Raw genomic sequence first — 19,899 nt, 5'->3', positions numbered from 1 at the left:
TACTTTAATTTACGAAAGTAAATGGGCCGTTCGACACTGATCATTGTACTTGGATTCATCGTTATTTTCGGGTATATATCTATTCGGATGAATCGGACAGCCCAGATCGCGGAAGAAAATTCGATCGAGTATACGGAAAAAGTGATAGCTCGACAAATAGCCAACAGTGCGATTGATTATTTGATGTTACTTCATTCAAATTACGGATACTCTGATACGATCATATCAAAGGATTCGTGGCTGGGGGGTTCATTTACTGGAACGATTACAAATCTTGCGCATGATTCAAGTGCTATTGAGGATAGCGTATCAATAACAGTGACAACCCAAGCAGGAGAACAGACATATACAAGTTCTGTTACTTTCTGGAGTCGAAATTTGTTACTCCCGGTTATTCCTGCGGCAGTGGGGGCATGTACAAACTCAATCGCCTTGTCAATCATCGGGAATTCTCACATTTATGGTTCGGATACTAACATAGACGGAACGACCGGGCTATCGGATGACCTTCCCGGTGTAACCGTTTCGGAAGAGGATGATAGTGTGAGTTTGATGAACGAATATGAGGGTTCGACTAAAATTCAGGGCCAAGGGACTTCACCGAGTGTTGCGCTTTTTGATGAAACTACTCAGGAAGAAATCCAATCTTTAGCAGAGGCTTATAAGTCCGTCGCTGATTATGTTTTGACTTCATGCGATGATTTTGGTAATGTGACATTGGGAAGTCCTTTATCACCTGTTGTCGTTGATATCTCAGGTGAATGTACGATTTCGGGGAATCTTACCGGATACGGCGTATTGATTGCAGAAGGTGTTATATTTAAAGGACACGTTAGGTGGTATGGAATCGTTATCATCACCGGTGATGCTAACGCGGATATAACAAGTAAAGGAAATTCCAGTATTTATGGAGCGTTATTGCTCGGCGCTCCTACTGCGACAATTTCAATCAAGGGAAACGATACCTTTTACTTTAGTAGTGAGGCAATTCAAATGATCGATTCGTATGTTTCTTCTACTGGAGAAAGTCCAAAATCGGTCAATAGCCTTAAGTGGTGGGATTAATGCGGAATATTTTCCGTTGGGTATTTTTCCCGCTGTCGCTCGATAGTTTCTTCTAAATTCTCTTTTTTAGCGCGGACGCGGTCTTCTAAAGTTGGTACCAATTCAGCTTTTAAAACGATGACCAATTCCTTTTTTGTTCTGTCAACCGAGTTGTAGCCGGTTAAGTATCGCAATCCTAAAACCCACCAAGGGAGATCTTTTACTCCGGGAATTCCTTTCCGAACAGTCGATTTTTCCTCGGCATATAAACCAGCAATGGCGGTTTGCTCGCCGTTGACCAAAAGAACATCGGTTGAAGCTACCTGCTTGTCCATTGTCGTGCTAACCGCACCCGGCGTCGCGGAACTGCGTTCGGCTCGAATCTTTAGGTGGATAAAGGTCACTCCTTGGTCGATTATGACCTGAGGAGTTACTTCAAGGATTGTACCGTAATCAAAAAATTTATCGATTGTATTACCGGCGAAATCATTTTGTTTGATTGAAAAAGAACCGCCAACTTGAATCAAACCTTCAGTCCCGTCGAGAACCATTATCGTTGGGCGAGCGATGATCTCTCCGATGTTCATTGCCTCGAATGTCTTAAGCAATCCTTCGATGTTCAACAAACCTTTAAGATCGCGATATTTGGAAGACAGTGAAAAGAATTCCTGAGATACGGCTGTTCCTGCAAGAGTTTTAATGTCGATATTAGATTTGTCAGCTATCACCGACCAATCGATTCCGGATTCAGCAAGAAACCGCTGATCGCCTTGGAAAAAAATGGCGGAGATTTCAATTTCTCGGCTATCCTTTGTTATCGGTACTTTACCTGACGGCCCGGTTTGTGAAGGCTGTTGCGCCTTAGGTTTGCTTTCGGAATCGGCTGGTTTGATGATTTCTAAATAAGAACCCTTATCGGCATATTCTAGATCGTAAGCGTTTAGTAGAATTTGTAGCGCTTTAAGCCAGTGGCATGGCGGGATTTCGATATTGATTGGACCTTTTTGACCGGTTGGATCAATGATGACTTTATTCTCGAACTTAGTTGCCATGATACTTAGGATTTGTACAACCTGTTCAAAACTGGCTGTTGGTGGAAACGATACCATTTGTTCAGGATTGTTGGTCAGGGCAACCGGGAGTTTCTGGGCAAATGAAATCGTCGCTACTAAATGTATAAACATTAGGAACAGGACAATGCTTGAGAAGTGGCTAAAATGTCGGGATTTGGGTTGAATTTTCATTTTCTACCTTTTCCAGAAGATTTGAGTTGTAAAATGTATGTGTCGGTGATTCCACCGCGATTCATCAGAAATTGCGCTTCGCCTTTATCGAGGTCGATTTTCGATAAATATCCTAGATATATTTCACCGCCAATCTTGACTTGCTTTACAGTTCCTTGTTGATCCTGAATGAAAGCAACATTGGCAGTCAGAGCAATCAAGCGACTGTTTTCAATATTGATCAAATTGCCGATATTCGGCGGAAGATAATTAAGGATCAACGGTTTGAACGGATCGAAAACGGAAAATTCTTGAGGTTGGAAAGAAGCATAAGGACCAAGTGCCATCAAATCCGGATTTTTTATCTGCGTAAAGAAAATACCATTCAAACGGACCACGATTTCCAAATCTGCCTCGGATGTTTTTTCGGTTGGTAATTTTGACGATTTCTTTTTCAAACTCAGCGACTCGATTTTGTAAAGAGGGGAGCCGTATTCCATTCGTCGGACGAAACGCATCGCTTTGGGAAAATTTCCTTCACCAGCCAATTCGTAAGACGCAGTTGAGACGTTATCTTTGCGTTTAACGCCGAGCAGATTGAACCGAAAGTTGAAAAAAGTGCCATAGCGGTCGATTTCTTCCAGATACCGGTAAGTCTGATGAATGGTCTGCTCCGGAAGAATTGTCTTGGGGTAATATTTTAGTTGGTCAGAGATTTGATTCAATTGTTTTTCATATCCATTTAGTTCTGAAAACGATTTCTGAAGTTGAGCCAAACGGTCCTGTTTTGTTTTCAGTTCCTGTTCGATTTTCGTGAAATCATTCCCGAACTTCATGTTTATCAGAAAATGTCCACTGAGACCCATGATAACCAAGAAGACCGCGAGAATAAGGCTATTTCGGATTTCGTACGGCATATTCTGCTTTCTATTGAAGTGCAGCGATGAGTTGGGCGGCTTCTAGACCGACTTCGCTGGTTGGACTTTGTTTTACTATCGAGAGAAACAAAGTTCGTGCGTCATTATTTCGATTCGTTGCCGCATACGCTTTTGCTAAAAAGAGCATCGCACTTAGATTCTCCTCGCTTTGTGGATTTTCCTCAATGAAAGTGGTGAGAACTTCGATCGCTTCAGGATAATCGCCTACCGAAAAGTGACATTTTCCGATCCAGCATTTTGACTTGACGGCGTATTTTTGATCAGCCTTTCTATCGGCAATTTCTTCGAATGTTGCCAGTGCTTCGTCATATTTTTTTTGGTCAAATAGTTTTACCGCCGCTTGAAATAGAGCAGAGGAATTTTTTACTTTTTTGCTTGCACTGCTTTTATCCGATTTCTTTGGAGTTGCTTGAATGGGAATTTTAATGACAGGATTGAAACTTTTTTCGTCTTCGGCCACCTTTTCGACGACGATTTTAAACTGATAAACCGTACTTCCCCGAATTTCGATGGGCGTGACGTTTTCAACGCTTGCGGATGGAAATTGAGCGGCGAGCCGGGGCGCTCGATTTCTATAGAGGCTGAATCCGGTCATTTGAAAGCCGTCGCCTTGGCTCGAAATTTCAGTCAACCAGAGATCGTCACCGGCTTCGTGAATCGCCCGGATGATTTTGTCAAGCGAGTAACTCCATCTATGTGTTCCTTTGGAAAGCGATTCCAATAACTCGAGTTTTTGTTTACCGAGTTTTGTCTGGATCTTTAAACTATCCAACAGCGGTTCGACCCATTTTAATCCGTCGATTGACTGTTCGAGATAGGCTTTTTTCTGAGTGAAATTCGTCTTCGTTTTCGATTTATTTGTATATTGGTTGTTGATCCATATCGGCATCAGAAAAATCAACGTAAGTAATAAATATCCGTGCCATGCGATTTTAAAAACTTGTTGGCGCTGGTTGATATAATCGGGTATTAGCGAAAGCGGCGTGATCTTTTTATCATCGGCGAAAAAAACGGTGACGGCATTTCCAAGCGGAACTGCAAACTCGGATAATGACTTTTCGGTTTCTTCAGGAAATCGGAATAATTCCGGTCGGGCTGTGAAATAGGCGACTTCTGTTATTTCTAAGGTTTGCTGAAAAAATGGACAAGCATTGAGAGAGATTGCCTTACCGGTTAAAATTACGCTATATTGATCCGGAATGTTACCGAGACTTTGTTCGTAAAGGATTTTCCCAACGATCGTTTTTAGAAGCTGGTTTGAATTTACATCTTCGCGGATTGGAAGAGGGAGTTGAGTGATCTGACCGCCTTGAGTAATGATGATTTTGCTTTCCTCGAACGCAATGTGAACGATGATTATTACCTCATCGTCTGAGGGATTGTAGTTGAAACGGACGAGATTCGATAACGCGATTTCATCCGGAAGAACGGAAACCAACCGGAACCGCTTCTTCATTCCTTTTTGAATGGATTCGTACAAATTGACCAGCGGAATTCCAGTCTTATTAGCGAAAGCGAATCCGGTATTTTCTTCAGTTAAAAAATAATCGAATTGATCGTTGGCTATCTGATTATTGAGTCTTTCGTTAACCTCCGCATAAACTTTCTTGCGGCGAGCGGACTTTTTTAGCGCTTTGTATCCATTTCGCAATTGAAAGACGTGGGTAATGGAAGAGGGAAGATTGACAGAGTAATTGAAGTTTTTAGCCGGCGCCGATTCCAGAATGGACAGTAGAATGCTTTCATTGGATTGTTCTTCCGAAATTTCAGATTCAGTAGAAGTAGCCAGCGAACTATCAAGCGAAGCAGTCAGATCTTTTTCACTCGATCCGAAAATATCCTCAGCAGAAAGGGTGGGTTGGCCGTTCGTTTCAAGAGTCAGCGATTCGTTGGTTGTTTCCTTTAGCGGTTCAACCAGTTTATGTTTATCCGCGGATTCGATCTCAATAAAACCTTGTCCCAACGTACAGAATAAAGAGGTCAATTCAATGTCATCTACATTCAGTACAAGAAGTTTCTTTTTAGAAGACACCCGTGGCGATTTTTTAGACTTTGTATTTGACAATTTCTTCGAACCTCTTTTTATTATTAGCGTTCGCCCAAGCTTCTTCGTAAGAGATGATTTTTTCTTCGTATAAACGTTTCAAGTCCTGCTCCATCGTGATCATACCAAGATGGGAGGATTGCTGGATCATCTGATAGATTTCATCCAAATTGTTATTTTTAATGGCGGCGCGAATCGGTGGAATCATAAGCAAGACTTCCTTCGCAAGAACCCGCTTGTTGTCAAGAGTTCGCGGAAGTTTCTGTGATATGACGACTGTTAAAACATCGGCGAGTCGCTCACGGACGCGGTCTTGTTCATCCGATGGAACCTCGGCGATAATTCGATTGATGCTCTCAACCGCGGAGGAGGTGTGAAGCGTCGAAAATACTTTATGGCCGCTATCTGTAATCTCCAGAGTTGTGATAATCGTATCCGCGTAACGCATTTCGGTAACGACAATGATATCCGGGTCTTGTCTCAGTGCCTGTATTGCTCCGTCTTTGAAGGTGAGGACGTCAGTCCCGACGCTTCGATGACGGACGACGCATCGTTTCGGTTCATGAACATGTTCGATCGGTCCGCCGATGATAATAATTGAAGAATCCACCGTGCGATTATTGGCGTCGATGATCGAATCCATCGTTGTGCTTTTTCCCGAACCGGTTATTCCCGTAATCAGAACCAAACCGCGCTTGACGAATTTCAAACTGAGCGCCTTGAGAATTTCGGGATGAAAATTAAATGCGGAAATCGGACGAACTTCCGAACTGATCAACCGCATATTCATTGCGAGGTGTTCCAGATCGAAATAAACGTCTGCACGAAAACGCTGGAGCGTTCCATTTTCTGTGGTGCTGTAAGAAAAATCGACGTTTCGGTATTTGATAAGGTTTTGTGTCTGTTGTTCCATGAGAATGTTTAAGATGAGTGTATCAGTTTCAGCCTCCGAAAATTGACCCAATCCGGAATCCGCTACTTTTTCGCCATGAATCCGGAACCAGATATTACCGTGGCAACCATAAGACCCCAAATCGATATCTGAGGCGTTTTTCGTACGCATCTCAACAAGGAATGCATCGATGAGTTTTCGGAGAATCAACCGTTTGTCCGGCTCAAGATTTTTTAATTGGTTTGCTACGAATTGCTGGCGTTCGATTCCATATAAAAATTGTGGGATTGACTCGTTGAAATTTTGGAGTATTTGATGTGCAGTTTCGATCAAATTTGAGTCCATTGTCATTCCTTACCGGTTACGCAATTTTTGTTCCAGTTCGCAGACTCGTCGGTTAGTCAATACTAATTTTCGCCTCAGAACTTCGAGGACGTTGACGGTGTAAATGAAAAAAATACGCTGTTCCTGCCGTGAAAAGAAATCCATCATCACATGCCGATTGAACTTAAGGAGCGTAGTCGGCGACTCCGTTCGGACTGAGGCAATACGGTAATGATCGCGGAAAATGACAAGTTCTCCGAAAACATCGCCTTTGACTAATGTCGCCAATTTGATGCCCTCCCGCCAGACAGTGACCGATCCTTCGCAGATTATAAAGAAATCCCTTCCGATTTCGTCTTTTCGTATCACTTCTTCATCGGGTGGAATGTTGTATTCTTCACCGAGTTCGAGGAATTTTTCGGCGACATCCTTAGTAAAATTGGAAAGAATAAGAGGTAGTTTTTTGAACGAGACGAAGCCGTCACGTTTCTTCGACTTGATTTTAATTGCCGATGCGTCCTGATATCTATTCAATTCTTCCGTGAATTCTGACTCATTTTTCATATTAAATCGCTTTTAAATTATTTGGTGTTATTTGTCCCTGCCATTCAGCCGTTCCTAATCGCTCCTGATAATAGAAAGGTGTTTCGACGGTTAAAGAAATCCAAATCGTTCTTATTTCGGATGGAACAATTGTCTGGTTTCCTTGCTTGTCGAAATAAGTCATTTCCAGACGAGTCAATCCGAGCGCAACATCGGACTCAGATCCGTTGAGCGTCCGATACAGGAAGCGATCGTTGTCGTTTTCCGTTCCGGTTGCTTCTCCAACTGCGCCAAGGCGATAAGTGATGGTATCGGCGATTCCATCCTTGTCAATGTCTGAGATGAAGGAAATACTCGAGTCTGAAATCGATTGAATGGATTCCGTCACCGTTTCTATGCCTTGCCCGATTTTCCGAAGGTCGGTTTGAATAATCGTCGCGATGTTCGTAGCGTTTCTCTGGGCGATGACATTTAATGAATTGACGGTGTTCGATTCCATAATCTGTCCATTCAAAGTTAAAAGCGATAAGATAAAAATCCCAGCGATTAAAAAAGTACCAACAAGCTCAATATCAACCACTCAAGGCTCCTCAATAATTGTAATAGGAAAAAGCCCGGCTGATAGTCACCGGTTTAGAAATGTGTTCGCTCGAAACCGTAACGTTCAGTCGTTTTATGTAAGTTTGGTCGGATTGAAAATTAACCAAGTCATCTTCGCTGACATAGCCAACCGTTGTGGAAATTTCAAACTGAATGCCGTTTACCGCCGTGTCACTCATGCTGAAATCGTTAAAATCATCAATATCATCAAAATTTGGATAAACCTCTCCGGATTCGGCTCCGAGCGCTGTCGGGTCGGTCAATGAATTTAATCCACCGAGTAGGACAGTATTAACTGTGGCTTCATCGAATTCCTTTATGGCAACAGCTTCGATAACACCGTCCGCAATCGAAGCCGCCATGGTCTGACTCTCACAGGCGATAATCCAAAATTCATTGTTATAGCGTGCGGCGTTAATGGTAAGCGTATATCTTCCGAAAATTGCGATCGCACCCAGCAAGATAAGCAATTCTGCACGACCGATTCCCATGTTTAATCCTCGACAGTAACGGCGGCAACTTCTTCAATCGTTGTGACGCCTTCTTTGATACGTTCACGCCCAGAAACCCGGAGCGTCAACATACCTTCTTTAATAGCTTGTGTCCGAAGCGCTTCCTCATCCACTTGTTCGCCGGCAGTGACGATAAGCCGACGGATTTCCTTTGTGAAGTAAAGGGCTTCCATGATTGCTATTCTGCCCTTGTATCCGTTCCGGCATTTGTTGCAACCGACAGCTTCGTAGAAAGTCGTTTCTTCTATTTCCTTATCCGTAAATCCCAAAAGTCGTGCCGCCTCGACATCTTTGTGCTCTATCGGTCTTTTGCATGCATCACATAATTTCCGAACGAGTCGCTGAGCCATGATGATATTGACGGAATATGCGATGAGAAATGGTTCGATGCCCATTTTGTATAAGCGGGAAATTGCGCTCGGGGCATCATTGGTATGAAGCGTTGAAAATGTCAGGTGTCCCGTATTGGCTAATTTGATGGCGATTTCAGCAGTTTTCAGATCGCGGATTTCACCGACGAGAACAATGTCCGGATCATGCCGCAAAATTGCGCGTATTGCGAGGTCAAAGTTCATTTTGTCGCTGATCTTTAGTTGGCGGGCGCCGTTGATCAGATATTCGACCGGCTCCTCTACAGTTAAAACGCATTTTTCTGGAGAAATGACGGAATACAAGGCGGCCACAAGAGTCGTACTTTTTCCGCTTCCGGTTGGACCGGTCACGATGACAATTCCGGATGGTTTGTTGATGGCGCGTTTAAAATCGTCCAACGCCTGTTTCTGTAATCCCAGTTTTCTCAAATCGGTAATGACTTTCCGGTCGTCAAGAATTCGGATGACGATGCTCTCCAGTTTTCGGTCGAATTCGGAGCCGACGATCGGGACAATAGAGACGCGGTAACGGATTAGATAGCCATCGACTTTTTTCTGGATGAATCCATCCTGTGCAATGTCGCGTTCAAATCGATCGACATTCCGTGTCTTATCTTTAAAAACAGCCGCGATTGCTTCGGGTTTGACCCCTTTTTGGGAATAATAGACGGAAAGTTTTCCGTCTCGCCTCAAGTTAAAATCAGTTATGTTTCCCGGTTGGGGGACGATATGAATATCGCTGACCCCCTGGCGAACAGCTTCGACGAGAATTCCTTCGACGAGAGTTGTCAAAGCGCTTTGGTTGATTTCGGCATCCAAAGCGGCTTCATCGATAACCTCTTCTTTTGGCCCTTCTTCATCTTCGTATTCGATTTCATCCAGCAAACTAAAAAATTCATTCCGGCTGGAGAGGCATTTATTGATTATTCCGTCGAGGTTTTCAAGACGGTCATATACGATTTCGTATTTTGGATAGGGAAGTTGCCCTGCTAGAGATTTAATTTCTGTGTTGGTAGGATCTGCACAAAGAATCGTCAGCACGTTTTCGCCCTTTTGCGTTGTAACTTGGTAGGGAATAATCTTATTACGAATCAGCGCCGCACGAAAATCGTCGCTGTGATTATCCAGAATTTCGGTAATAAAATTGATTTGTTCCTCGGTGATCATTTCAGCGGTTACCGGCATCTCGCGGATGGCAAAAATAGCGGTAAGTTCTTGTAAGACCGCGTGCCTGTCGATTCCAAGATCCTCGAACAGGATTTTACCGACTTGTCGCCGTGTTGTCGCAGATTCGCTCGTCTGAATTTCCAGCGCTTTTTTCAACTGGTCATGGCTGATGATCCCTTTTTCCAGTAATATTTCACCAATGAGTTTTGACAAAGTAAGTTTCCTGTAAAGTTTTTACATAACCGATGTTTCCGATGAAACGACAGTGATTCCAATCATCACGCCCATAATGAACATTGTCACGATAAAATTGACGAGATTAATAACTTTTTCCATTCGGTAAGAAGTGTCGGTTTCGTAATAATTGGCTAACTGCAAGGCATTGTTCCGTAAGGCGCCGGATTCGGCGCCGGACCGAAATCTTGAAATGGCTGTGCGTGTGAAGACGTTGGAGGCTTCCATCGCTTCAACGATGCCTTTTCCTTCGCCCAGCATTAAAGGGATTGCCACTTCTTTGATTTGACGTTCCATATAGGAATTTCGACAGGCTTCCGATGCCACCTGAATGACTTTTACGTTCTCGCCGGAACCGCTGTAAAGCGAATAGAAAACCCGCGCGAAGATTTCGATGCTGGTCTTGTGAATCAGTTCGCCAATGGCCGGCATTTTGATGATGTATTTATCTTTGAGATATTTTCCCTTCGGAGTTTTTAAGAAATAGACGAGTGAACCAACCGGAATGATGATACATAGCAAAATCACAATCCAGTGTGCCGCGAGATAATCGCTGAATCGCATTGTCGCTGCAGTCATTGGTGGGAGTGTTTTACCGAATTTTTTAAAGACACCTGCGGTCTGCGGAAAAATGACCATGACATAATAAACGACGACGAGAAGGATTACACCGAGCGTAATAAATGGTGTTACAAGTGTTTTGCGAAGGTTGCGTTTGAATGCCTCGTCACGCTCCATGAACTTGGCGGTGCTTTCGTAAATCGTTTGCATGTTACCGCTGGTGGACGCTACGGCAAGCATAAACGCCGGAAATTTGCCAAATACATCTTCGTGTTTGGCAAACACTTCGGTTCCTTCCTTGCCTTCTTTCAAATCCTGACTGATACTTTTAATTGTTTCTCTCAGACACTTGTTGGCTGTATCTTCGGAAAGAAGCGTTAAAATTTCATCATAAGGAAGATTTTCTTTCAGCAGATCGGCGCAAAGACGTATCCAACTTGTGACTTCATTCGCCGGGACTTTTCCTTTGAAATCGAACCACTTTTTCTGGACGCGAATTTTTTCGTAGCCAAACCGTTTGAATACCTGTACGAGTTCGTCCTTTGAAAAGGCTTTTTGCTCGCCGTTGAGCGTCGGTTGACCTGTCTTTTTAACGGTATAAATAAATGTAGCTTTTTGCTGAATCGACTCGATTTTGACTTTACGTTTTTCGGCAAGTTGATCGAGCGCTTTCTTGGCTTCTTTCTTATTGACAGCCTCGATGACACCTTGAATTCGGTTACCTTTTAAACCGATGGCCGTATATCGAAAGATTTCCATTTTACATCAATCCCATAAGGTAAACCGGTCAAAGAAAGTCAGGTCGCACATTTGACTCCTTTGACCGGTTTAGTCTAATTAAGGTTCAAAGTTTTTAGGGAAGCGTGATGGTCGGGGCGCCAGATACTCCATCTTCAGTGATTCCCGCACGGACAGTAACACCTTCATTTGCCCCAGTTCCAGTTACGGTTATACTGTCCGCATCGACGACGGCCAGTACATATGTGCCATTTGCATTACTTGCATCGGCACCTAGCTTTGCAAATGTGACTCCGGTGAAGTCCCTTGCTCCGCCACCCATCTCAGCCGGTTTTCTCCAGTATTCCGCGGCTTTTGCTCCGATCATGTTCACATCCTGAACCAGTGCATCGCGTTCGGCGTTCACGGCTCCCTGACTGAACATATTGATACCGACGACGACGGCGACCCCTACGATGATTGTCCCTAAGACGATCAGTAACAGTTGCTGTTGACCCATGGATTTCCTCCTTTTTTTTGGTTTTCCTACTTGTTAAATAACTAACTCATTCAATTTTCATGCCGAAATGCTACATAAACTGCCGTCAATTTATATGATTTCAAGTGCGTTGTCAAATATTTTTTTAAAAATATGTTAAAAATTATTCACTATTTTCAATTTAATCTGGTTTTTCAGTGTTAAAATAACCGAAAAAATATCTTGGAAAATATTTGGCGGCTTTATTTTGTAGAAAACATATAGGCAAACGCCTGTCAATAAAACGAATAGGTCGGATATATCAAGACGATTTCTACGTCCGGTTTATGTGTCAGAAAACACAAGAAATTGGTTAGATCAGGAATCTTTTGACCAGATACCGCGAAGTTTTTCCTGATTGATAGTAATTTTTGACTCTTTACGCCAGGTTTCAAGCGCTGTCGCGATTTGACGATACGGCGTCTGAGCGGCAAGCCGATTGCGAATTTCCTTTTCAGCCTCCGTAAATCGAATTGCATTTGTTTGGATCGAATGTCTCTGAATCCTTACCAACCGGTGGTTGATTGTCATCCAATTGGATACTTGTCCATCTTTCATTTCCATGAGTTTCTGGCGAATCAACCCGGGAACTTGTGAACGATCCTTTAAAAAATGTCCCGATTCCAGAACACCGGCTTTGCGAATGCCAATTTTCAGGATGATTTCTGAGAACGACATGCCCTTTGTAAGCATTCGGTCGCACGATTTGGCATTACTGCTATCCCATACGACGATCATGGAATAAGACAGTTTTTGGTTTTTGATGAAACGACTGTTTTTAAGTGAATCATATTCAGTCCGGACGATATTTTCATCGATATTTTCAGGCTTTATGGTAATTTTATCAAGAAGATATTGACGGTAAAGCGCGCCTGCGCGGAGGTTCTTTTGAAATAAGACAGCGCTTTTCACGTCTTTGGATTTTAGGTAGCCGCGCCGTGTGCCTTCCTGTGTGAGAAAATAATCGCGAATCATTAATTCCGTTGCAATTTTTTTACTGCCATACCAATATCGAACGGGTAACTCCGGTATTCGTTCGATAAATTCACCGACCGTCATGTCGCCGTCCGGAAAGGTAATCATCGCATTTCCAAGGATTTCTGTCAAAGAAGGCGTCAAATTTCCAAACTCCGGGCTGAATGGCAACTGTATGAAAATGGGCGATACTTTCTGGCTTGATGGAAATCGCTTCTGGATCTCCCGCACAGTAATCGACCATTCCGGATTATGAATGACGGTGGTTTTGTCTTTCATAAAATCATTCACGAATCGATAATAGCGTTTATCCTGTTCGCGACGTATGAATTGCTTTCGGATGTCCTCTTTTTTCTGCAGAAAATCGTTTTCTGTCAATAGCGGATTGTAAATTTTATCTTCCAATTTGAGAATATGCCACCCAAAACGGGATTCAATCGGGTGAGAAATATGGTTCACGCGCATCGCAAAGGCTGTGTCCTCCAGAAACGGATCCAAATCGCCTAACTGATTCCATCCGAGGTCGCCGCCATTGAACTTTAAAATCGAATCTGAAAAAACTTCAAATGCCAACGCATTGAACGATTTGCCAGATTGTAATAATCTATAGAGCGAATCAATCTCGGATTTTGTCTTCGCAAATAAATGGTGAATGTTGACTTTTTCCGAATTTTGTGTGAATAATCGCCTTAAGTCTCTGTCGTCGGGAACGATTGGTTCTTTTTCCACTTCTGATGATAACAACTTGTCCCGAACTTTCATGCGACGCGTGCGATTTTCGACGGTTTCTAGTTTATTTTTCGAGATGATGCCGATTTTGATTCCATGCTGAGCCAGTAAATATTCATCAATCAACTGATTGAGATATTTCAGGCGGTTTTCCTCAGAATCTGTCTGATTTCCGTAAAGAATCGTTTGGAAATAACTCTCGGAAAAGTCCGCTACGGTGATAATTTCTCCATTCACTTTCGCGAGCACTTCGATGGAAGACTTCTTCGAACATGAGAAAAAAATAAAACACAGAAGAAAACAAATAATTGGTGTGAAATTCCATCGGAGAGGAGAAGTAAATTGATTCATTCTAACCTTCAATCTATTCAATTCAAAATCGAAAACATACAATACGAATAAAAGATAATTCATAGATAGGAGTTTAGGAAAGAGATTCTTTGAGTAAAATTGTAGGTTGAAGATTGATGATTTCAAATTTCAAATTGAAAATATTAAATGTCAAATTTTTTGAAAGGCCATAAATTTCAAACCGCTCATTATGGTTTCCTGATATCCCAATGATGTTTAGACAAACTCTGGGCATTATTCTCATTGAAACTCTCGAAATACTTGTTTAGAATTGGCAGAAGATTGATTATACGGAGGAGAAAGCAAAACAAGCGTTGCAACAGAGACTGGTCGATGTGGTAAAGAAAACCGCCGAAGATGATTTACCACTGTTAAAAGATCAAATAAAAGCGCCGGATGGTAAACCAGTCACACAGGTTAATATTGAGTCATTCTCCAAGTTGGTCGTTTCGAAAGGCGATCTTGGCTCGGAAGATTATCAAAGTGGCGATGGACAAAACCGAACGGTTTATTCTCTAACGATTCCGATGGTTCCGAATCACATCGAAATTCGCGCCGATTGCTTTAAAGACGAAGTGATCAAACAAGCAAAACGATTCAACCTCGATCCGCGATTGATTTTTGCCATCATTTACACCAATCATTCTTCAATCCAAATGCGCAATCGCCGGTACCAACAAAATTGCCGACAGTTTACCGGAAATCAACTCCAACGATTCGATATGGCTTTATCATAAACTTCTCAAAGATTTACCGACTGATCAATCAAAGAATTATCTGAAAAATGTGTCCAGACGGATTCCCATTTATGAGGCGTGGAAATAGCCAGCGTCCGCCTCTTTGCTGAAACGGACGCTTGCTGAGTTTGATCGGGTAAACTTTACGCCCGGTTTTTCTCCAGTCCTTTGCCCATCCATTTTTTCGAAAGCAGAAGAGCGACCGGACTGATCATCGCAATACAGCCGTAGATCAGCCACATCGCTTCGGTGTTCATTTTCTCCGGCAATCCACCTTCTGGACAATAATGCATCAGGAACCAGCCGGAGTAAAGGCTTGTGATGATTTTGGTCATGAACCAAGGGAATTGACCAATGCCCATGTAGATTCCGGTCATGCCTTTTGGTGCGATTTCGGCGACCCATTGCAAGAAGCGCGGTTGCCAGATCGCCTCGCCGATTGTCATTAAAATCAGGTAGCCGAAAACTGCCCAGATTGTCGGCCCGGTGGCGAGAATGAATGTCGGCGATGCCATGACGAATGTGCCGATGATCATCATCTTGTAAGTGTCTTTTTTCATGGTCAAAGCCGCAACCATCGGCGCCAAAATGAAGATCAAAATTGGATTGAAATTGACAAAAAATTCAAAGTTGGTGGAGACAATGCCGGTAAAAGCGCGGGCGAAATATTGCGGCAAAGTCAGCCAGTTATGTGCAAAGAGTGTTTGCACGGGGATTAAAATGAAAATGAAATACATAAACCGTCCGTCGCGGATTGGGAAATTTTTAAGATAATAAAGCAGTTTTTCCTTCGTGGATTGCTTGGCTTCTTCGGCTTTTTCTGATTCGATCTCCTCACGCGTTTTCTGACTGGCGTTTGCAATGGCGATTTCGACTGTTTTCTTTGATAAAATAAAAGCGATAACCAAGATGCCGAGCACGGTCATTGCCACATAAACCCAATAAACTCCCACGATGTCGAACCTTCTGCGAACCGGGGGTGAAATCAATCCGGGTAGGAATCCGCCGAGATTCATGAGTGCATAAAGCATTGCGTAACCAATGCCGCTAGTTTCCTTAGTCGTGAACTGTTTGACGGCGGCATAACAAGCAGGTTGATAGATTCCGTAACCAAGAACGATTCCCAAAATTCCAAACATGGCAATGACATGCGTGCTGTTCCACATTCCCGGCAGGCCTAACGCGGGCGCCAATGACAGGAAAATCCGGCCAATCAACATGCTTGAAAGCGCGATCAGCAGCGCCTTTCGCACGCCGATGAAATCGACCGTTCCGCCGAGAAACAGCATCGCCAGCGTGATGCCTGCGGTCTGGATGCCGACCATTCTTCCGGCGTCGATATCGTTCAATCCGGCGTATTTGTTAAAATACATCGCCAGCAAACTCAGTACGCCAAAATAAGTTAGTCCTTCGAGGATATACGAGAGGTTGATACCCCAGAGCGCGCGCGGCGCTTTGACGAGATTAACGAATGGGTCGATGATTTCTCTTAGCGGGCTTTGTCGTTTTTCAGTTAAATCTTCCATGTCAGAATTCCTTATTTATTCGTTTCAATGAAAAGTTTCTTCGTTGGGCAGAATGTATAAAAAACACACGATTTGTAAAAAGAAAATATCGCCAGCCGGACATTTAAGACGCCAAATACATAGAATTTTATCGCCGATGGTAAAATTACTGGTTTCTTCGCGTTTAATATTTTTTAAATTATTGTTGGCTTTATTGAAAGGAATCGATTATGAATTGTCCCAAATGGCTATTTTTTACGTTCCTATTAATTTCTCTGAATGTTGCCTTCAGCGGCGAACCGACACCAATCCGTTCGATCAGCGAACTGGACGGAATCGACCTCCGTATCACGAATCATCCATTCGCCGAATATCCCGATATTTGTCAGGATAAAACCGGTGATATTTTCATCGTTTATTCGGAAATGATTGACGGGAAAGAACGGATTGTCCTTAAAATAGTGCATGATTTAGTCATGACGGATTCTCTCCAAGTCAGCGAGTCGGTTGGAATCGAAGGCTTTCCGCGAATCGTCAGTTGTCCATCCGGTGTCGTTTGGATCGTCTGGGCAGGAAAACGGGGCGGTAATTGGGATCTCTATGCGCGGAATATGACAAATAGCGCCTTATCACCGGAAATTAGATTGACGAATGATCCGGCGGCTGATTTACATCCTGCAATCGTCAGCGATATGCAAAACAATATCTGGATCGCGTGGGAAAGGGTAGAGGGCGCCGATTTTGATATTTATGGCATGAAAATCATCGACAATCATCCGGGGGAACCGTTTTCCATTGCTGATACCGAAAATAAAGAGTTTCGCCCGACACTTGCTATCGATGCGAAAAATTGCATTTATGCCGCGTGGGATTGCCAGAAATCTGAAAATTATGAGATTTTACTCCGGAAATGCGTCAATGGAAAATGGCAGACGGCGAAATCAGTCAGTCCCGAAGCATCGGGGAAAAACATGGCACCATCTCTTACAATCGACGCCAAAGGAAAAGTGACAGTCGCCTGGCATTCCAATTTGCTAGCGTCCGGTGGTCTGGATTACAACCCGTGGATTTTCATGAAGTCATTCAATGCCGACGGTACGACGCGTTTCTTTACGCCAGCGAATGACGGCGATCGGCAGAAACTCGGTGAAGATCAAGGCATCGAGTTTCCAAATATCTTAATGGACAAGCAGGGAAAACTGTGGCTATTCGGACGTCCGTCGCAGAATTTCTTTGTGCAATGTATTCAATCCGATCAGGTTAGCCCGATTTACCGTTTCGACATCGAAGGCTGGGGTGGAAGAGGTCAGGACGTTCGGGCGATCGTCGGACAGGATGGAAAAATCTATTCGGTGCGGCGCGATCTGCGGGCGATATACCTGAATCGTTTCGATCCGGCGTCGAAAAATTTAGCTTTTATTCAAAAGACTTCTCCGGTTTCCGCTAAGCCGCCGATTCAAGTAGCGGAAAAAAAGGAAAATTCTGTCGGTTTTTCGTTGCCGGATGGATACCAAATTTACTTCGGCGACATTCATCAGCATTCGGCGCTGTCGGACGGAATGGGAACTCCTGACGAATGTTTTACACGTTCTCGGTTCAATATGCGACATGATTTTGCGGCGCTGACTGACCATGAATGGTTTACTCAGAATTACATTTTACCGTCGGAATGGGAATGGATCAAAATCGTCGGGCAATCGTTTTCAGAGGATTCGGTTTTCACGACGATTCCCGCATACGAATGGACGACTGGTCGCGTACCGAAAGGTTTCGGGCATAAAAACGTTTATTTCTCGTCGTGGGACAAGCCGATTTTCAGTTGCCGGTTCGACGCGACGAATACGACGGATTTAGTCGCCCTACTTAAGCAAAACCAAGCAATCGCGATTCCACATCACGTCGGATGGACAGGAACCGATTGGGAGGCGATGGATTCAATCGCTATTCCAGTGTCCGAGATCGTTTCATCGCACGGCGCTTTTGAATATATGGGAAATGAACCGATCGCGCATCGTGGCGGAATTCCCGGAAGTTTCATTCAGGATGGTTTGGCGAGAGGAAATCGGTTTGGGTTAGTTGGCGGGTCTGATGGACATGGTTTGAAATGGCATCATGGCGTCGGAACGAAATATTCCGAATGGGCGTCGGGACTGACCGGTGTGATCGCGAAGGAAAACAGCCGCGAGGCGATTCTCGACGCAATCAAACATCGACGCGTCTATGCCACGTCCGGTACGCGAATTCGCCTCAATTTTCAAATCAATGGTTGTATGATGGGTGAAAGCATCACTTCAACGAGGAATCCGGAAATCCAGATCGATGTCCTCGGAACGGCGAAAATCCATTATGTCGTTCTCCTGCGTGATAATCAACCGATTCTGACTATCGGCAAGGATTTCGATGAAGGGCGCGGCGTGAGACGAACTTTTGTGGATGAGACCGCTACTGCGGGCGAGCATTTCTATTATATTCGTGTCATTCAGGAAGACAATGAGATGGCATGGAGCAGTCCGATGTGGGTAGAGGTGAGGAAGTGAACCACTAAGGCGCTGAGACACGAAGGTTCACTATAATCTCCGGTTTCTCTGCGATCTCCGCGGTTTTTATTTTTCAATCACCGCGATCCCGGTTTTGCCGTCCATCCTGATGGTTAGCGGTTTTTCCAGCCTGATGTGTCGGAAATATTTTCCTTCTTCGACAACGTCATGATCGTTCAGCCATTTTGTGTCGATGAATGACGATACGGATTTGAACGGAACGGTAAAATAGCCGATTTTCATGGCGACGATGTTATGGAAAAAATGTGTTCCCTGCGACGGATCGATGCTAAAATTCTCAAGTCCTGTCTCGACAATAACGCGCGCTTGACTGATCTGGATGAATTTGGCCGGAATTCCCAGAAAGCGGTCCTGCGAGCCCCAGCGTCCCGGTCCAATCAGGATATATTCACGATCTTCGGCTTTTAGTTTTTCATTAAAATGTTCGATCTCATCCTGCATTTCGACCGTTTTCAGGTTGTCAAATTTTTCAGATTGCAGGTAAATGATGTCGCAAAGATAGTCGATGACGCCGTTTCCCATGCCTTTTTCGGTATAAAGGAGCAAACTGTCGCGGCTTAAATTTTCCTTGTGAATTTCCACATCGCTGGCACCGACGGCGAGCGGACGGATTTGAAGAATGTAAAAAGTCGGATTGATTTCTTGTGCCCAGTCTTTCGTCAAATCGACCGCGAATTCGATTTCGACGGGCATTCCGAACGCTTTTTCACCAATGTCCAATAATTTATGGGTGATTTCACCCAACGGAATATAGTCATATTTTAAAATATCATCGAAAGTGATTACGCGCGCGCCTTTGTGTGTCTGACCTGCTACCAAACGATTGTCCGCGTAATCCCACACCGAAGCAATATGTTCGAGATAACCGTGCGTTTCCGCTTCGCTGATTGGTAACTGGGAAATGGTTGCGTCGTCGGATTCGAGCAGATCGAAATCCGTCTGCTTTAAATTCAGTGCGAAAAATTCCTTCTGCGAGTTAGCCCACAGCGCCTGCGGCTGAACAAACTCGATGTTGGGATAACGCGGGCAGAAGCGGAAGCATTTTCCGCCCTCGATGACGGATTTGCCGAGTCCGACGCTGACCGTCGCGATGCCGTCTTCGTTGGCCAAATTTGCGATCGGATAAAAATTGTACGATTGGGCGACGCCAGAAATATGCGGATAGAAATAATCGCCTGCCGAAACGCCAACGACTTTCTGGATGATGACCGCCATCTTTTCTTCTTCGACCTGATGATTCAGATTCTCGATATATTTCCGCGCATTCCGAACGAAAACCGATGCGAATACCAACTTGATCGCCGAAACTAACTGCGCGAGCCGAATACTTTTATCC

The 19,899-nt window shown here is 43.9% G+C and carries 16 protein-coding genes; 3 read left to right on the top strand and 13 right to left on the bottom strand.

The genetic code is table 11. The features are described 5' to 3' along the window. The first annotated feature begins 21 nt into the window (after positions 1–21). Positions 22–1,065 (top strand): hypothetical protein, encoded by a 1,044-nt coding sequence (locus tag COT43_08575; protein ID PIS27831.1) that lies wholly within the window; start codon positions 22–24, stop codon positions 1,063–1,065. Here the strand turns inward: COT43_08575 and COT43_08570 are convergent. The 11 genes from COT43_08570 to COT43_08520 all read right to left on the bottom strand — a co-directional run bounded on the left by COT43_08570 (position 1,062) and on the right by COT43_08520 (position 13,826). Next, positions 1,062–2,288, bottom strand: a complete 1,227-nt coding sequence (locus tag COT43_08570) for a hypothetical protein (GenBank protein PIS27830.1) — start codon at positions 2,286–2,288, stop codon at positions 1,062–1,064. The genes COT43_08575 and COT43_08570 overlap by 4 nt on opposite strands. After that, positions 2,285–3,184, bottom strand: coding sequence for a hypothetical protein (locus COT43_08565; protein ID PIS27829.1), 900 nt, complete (start codon positions 3,182–3,184; stop codon positions 2,285–2,287). The genes COT43_08570 and COT43_08565 overlap by 4 nt, the downstream gene beginning before the upstream one ends. A gap of 10 nt (positions 3,185–3,194) precedes the next feature. Further along, the gene (locus tag COT43_08560; GenBank protein ID PIS27828.1) at positions 3,195–5,237 is read right to left on the bottom strand and encodes a hypothetical protein; all 2,043 of its coding nucleotides are present in this window, start codon (positions 5,235–5,237) and stop codon (positions 3,195–3,197) included. A 13-nt stretch (positions 5,238–5,250) separates the two neighbouring features. Next, positions 5,251–6,486 carry a twitching motility protein PilT gene (locus COT43_08555; protein ID PIS27827.1) on the bottom strand — a complete coding sequence of 412 codons (1,236 nt, stop codon included), beginning with the start codon at positions 6,484–6,486 and terminating at the stop codon, positions 5,251–5,253. A 9-nt stretch (positions 6,487–6,495) separates the two neighbouring features. Then, entirely contained in the window at positions 6,496–7,029 is a 534-nt protein-coding gene (locus COT43_08550) for a hypothetical protein (protein PIS27826.1), read from the bottom strand. Position 7,030: 1 nt separating this feature from the next. Further along, positions 7,031–7,588: a hypothetical protein gene (locus tag COT43_08545; protein ID PIS27825.1), complete on the bottom strand. Its 558-nt coding sequence runs from the start codon at positions 7,586–7,588 to the stop codon at positions 7,031–7,033. A gap of 10 nt (positions 7,589–7,598) precedes the next feature. Next, the gene (locus COT43_08540) at positions 7,599–8,099 is read right to left on the bottom strand and encodes a hypothetical protein (protein PIS27824.1); all 501 of its coding nucleotides are present in this window, start codon (positions 8,097–8,099) and stop codon (positions 7,599–7,601) included. Positions 8,100–8,101: 2 nt separating this feature from the next. Next, positions 8,102–9,871, bottom strand: a complete 1,770-nt coding sequence (locus COT43_08535; GenBank protein ID PIS27823.1) for a pilus assembly protein PilB — start codon at positions 9,869–9,871, stop codon at positions 8,102–8,104. A 21-nt stretch (positions 9,872–9,892) separates the two neighbouring features. Further along, positions 9,893–11,212: a type II secretion system protein gene (locus tag COT43_08530; protein PIS27822.1), complete on the bottom strand. Its 1,320-nt coding sequence runs from the start codon at positions 11,210–11,212 to the stop codon at positions 9,893–9,895. A gap of 94 nt (positions 11,213–11,306) precedes the next feature. Next, positions 11,307–11,690 carry a hypothetical protein gene (locus COT43_08525; protein PIS27821.1) on the bottom strand — a complete coding sequence of 128 codons (384 nt, stop codon included), beginning with the start codon at positions 11,688–11,690 and terminating at the stop codon, positions 11,307–11,309. A gap of 336 nt (positions 11,691–12,026) precedes the next feature. Further along, complete coding sequence (locus COT43_08520; protein PIS27820.1) at positions 12,027–13,826, bottom strand: hypothetical protein; 1,800 nt, start codon at positions 13,824–13,826, stop codon at positions 12,027–12,029. A gap of 251 nt (positions 13,827–14,077) precedes the next feature. Between COT43_08520 and COT43_08515 the strand changes: the two genes are divergently transcribed. Continuing rightward, complete coding sequence (locus COT43_08515) at positions 14,078–14,500, top strand: hypothetical protein (GenBank protein PIS27819.1); 423 nt, start codon at positions 14,078–14,080, stop codon at positions 14,498–14,500. A 143-nt stretch (positions 14,501–14,643) separates the two neighbouring features. On the opposite strand, the gene COT43_08510 is transcribed toward COT43_08515, so the two are convergent. Continuing rightward, positions 14,644–16,026: an MFS transporter gene (locus COT43_08510; GenBank protein ID PIS27818.1), complete on the bottom strand. Its 1,383-nt coding sequence runs from the start codon at positions 16,024–16,026 to the stop codon at positions 14,644–14,646. A gap of 209 nt (positions 16,027–16,235) precedes the next feature. On the opposite strand from COT43_08510, the gene COT43_08505 reads away from it, so the two are divergent. Beyond that, positions 16,236–18,542, top strand: coding sequence for a hypothetical protein (locus tag COT43_08505; GenBank protein PIS27817.1), 2,307 nt, complete (start codon positions 16,236–16,238; stop codon positions 18,540–18,542). A 66-nt stretch (positions 18,543–18,608) separates the two neighbouring features. On the opposite strand, the gene COT43_08500 is transcribed toward COT43_08505, so the two are convergent. Further along, positions 18,609–19,899: hypothetical protein (locus COT43_08500; GenBank protein ID PIS27816.1), on the bottom strand; the 1,291-nt coding region annotated here is incomplete at its 5' end.

This window comes from Candidatus Marinimicrobia bacterium CG08_land_8_20_14_0_20_45_22, assembly GCA_002774355.1.
In the GTDB taxonomy this organism is placed as follows: Bacteria; Fidelibacterota; UBA2242; order UBA2242; family UBA2242; genus 0-14-0-20-45-22.
The sequence above is the reverse complement of the archived record's forward strand: the minus strand, read 5'-3'. Positions and strand labels throughout refer to the sequence as shown.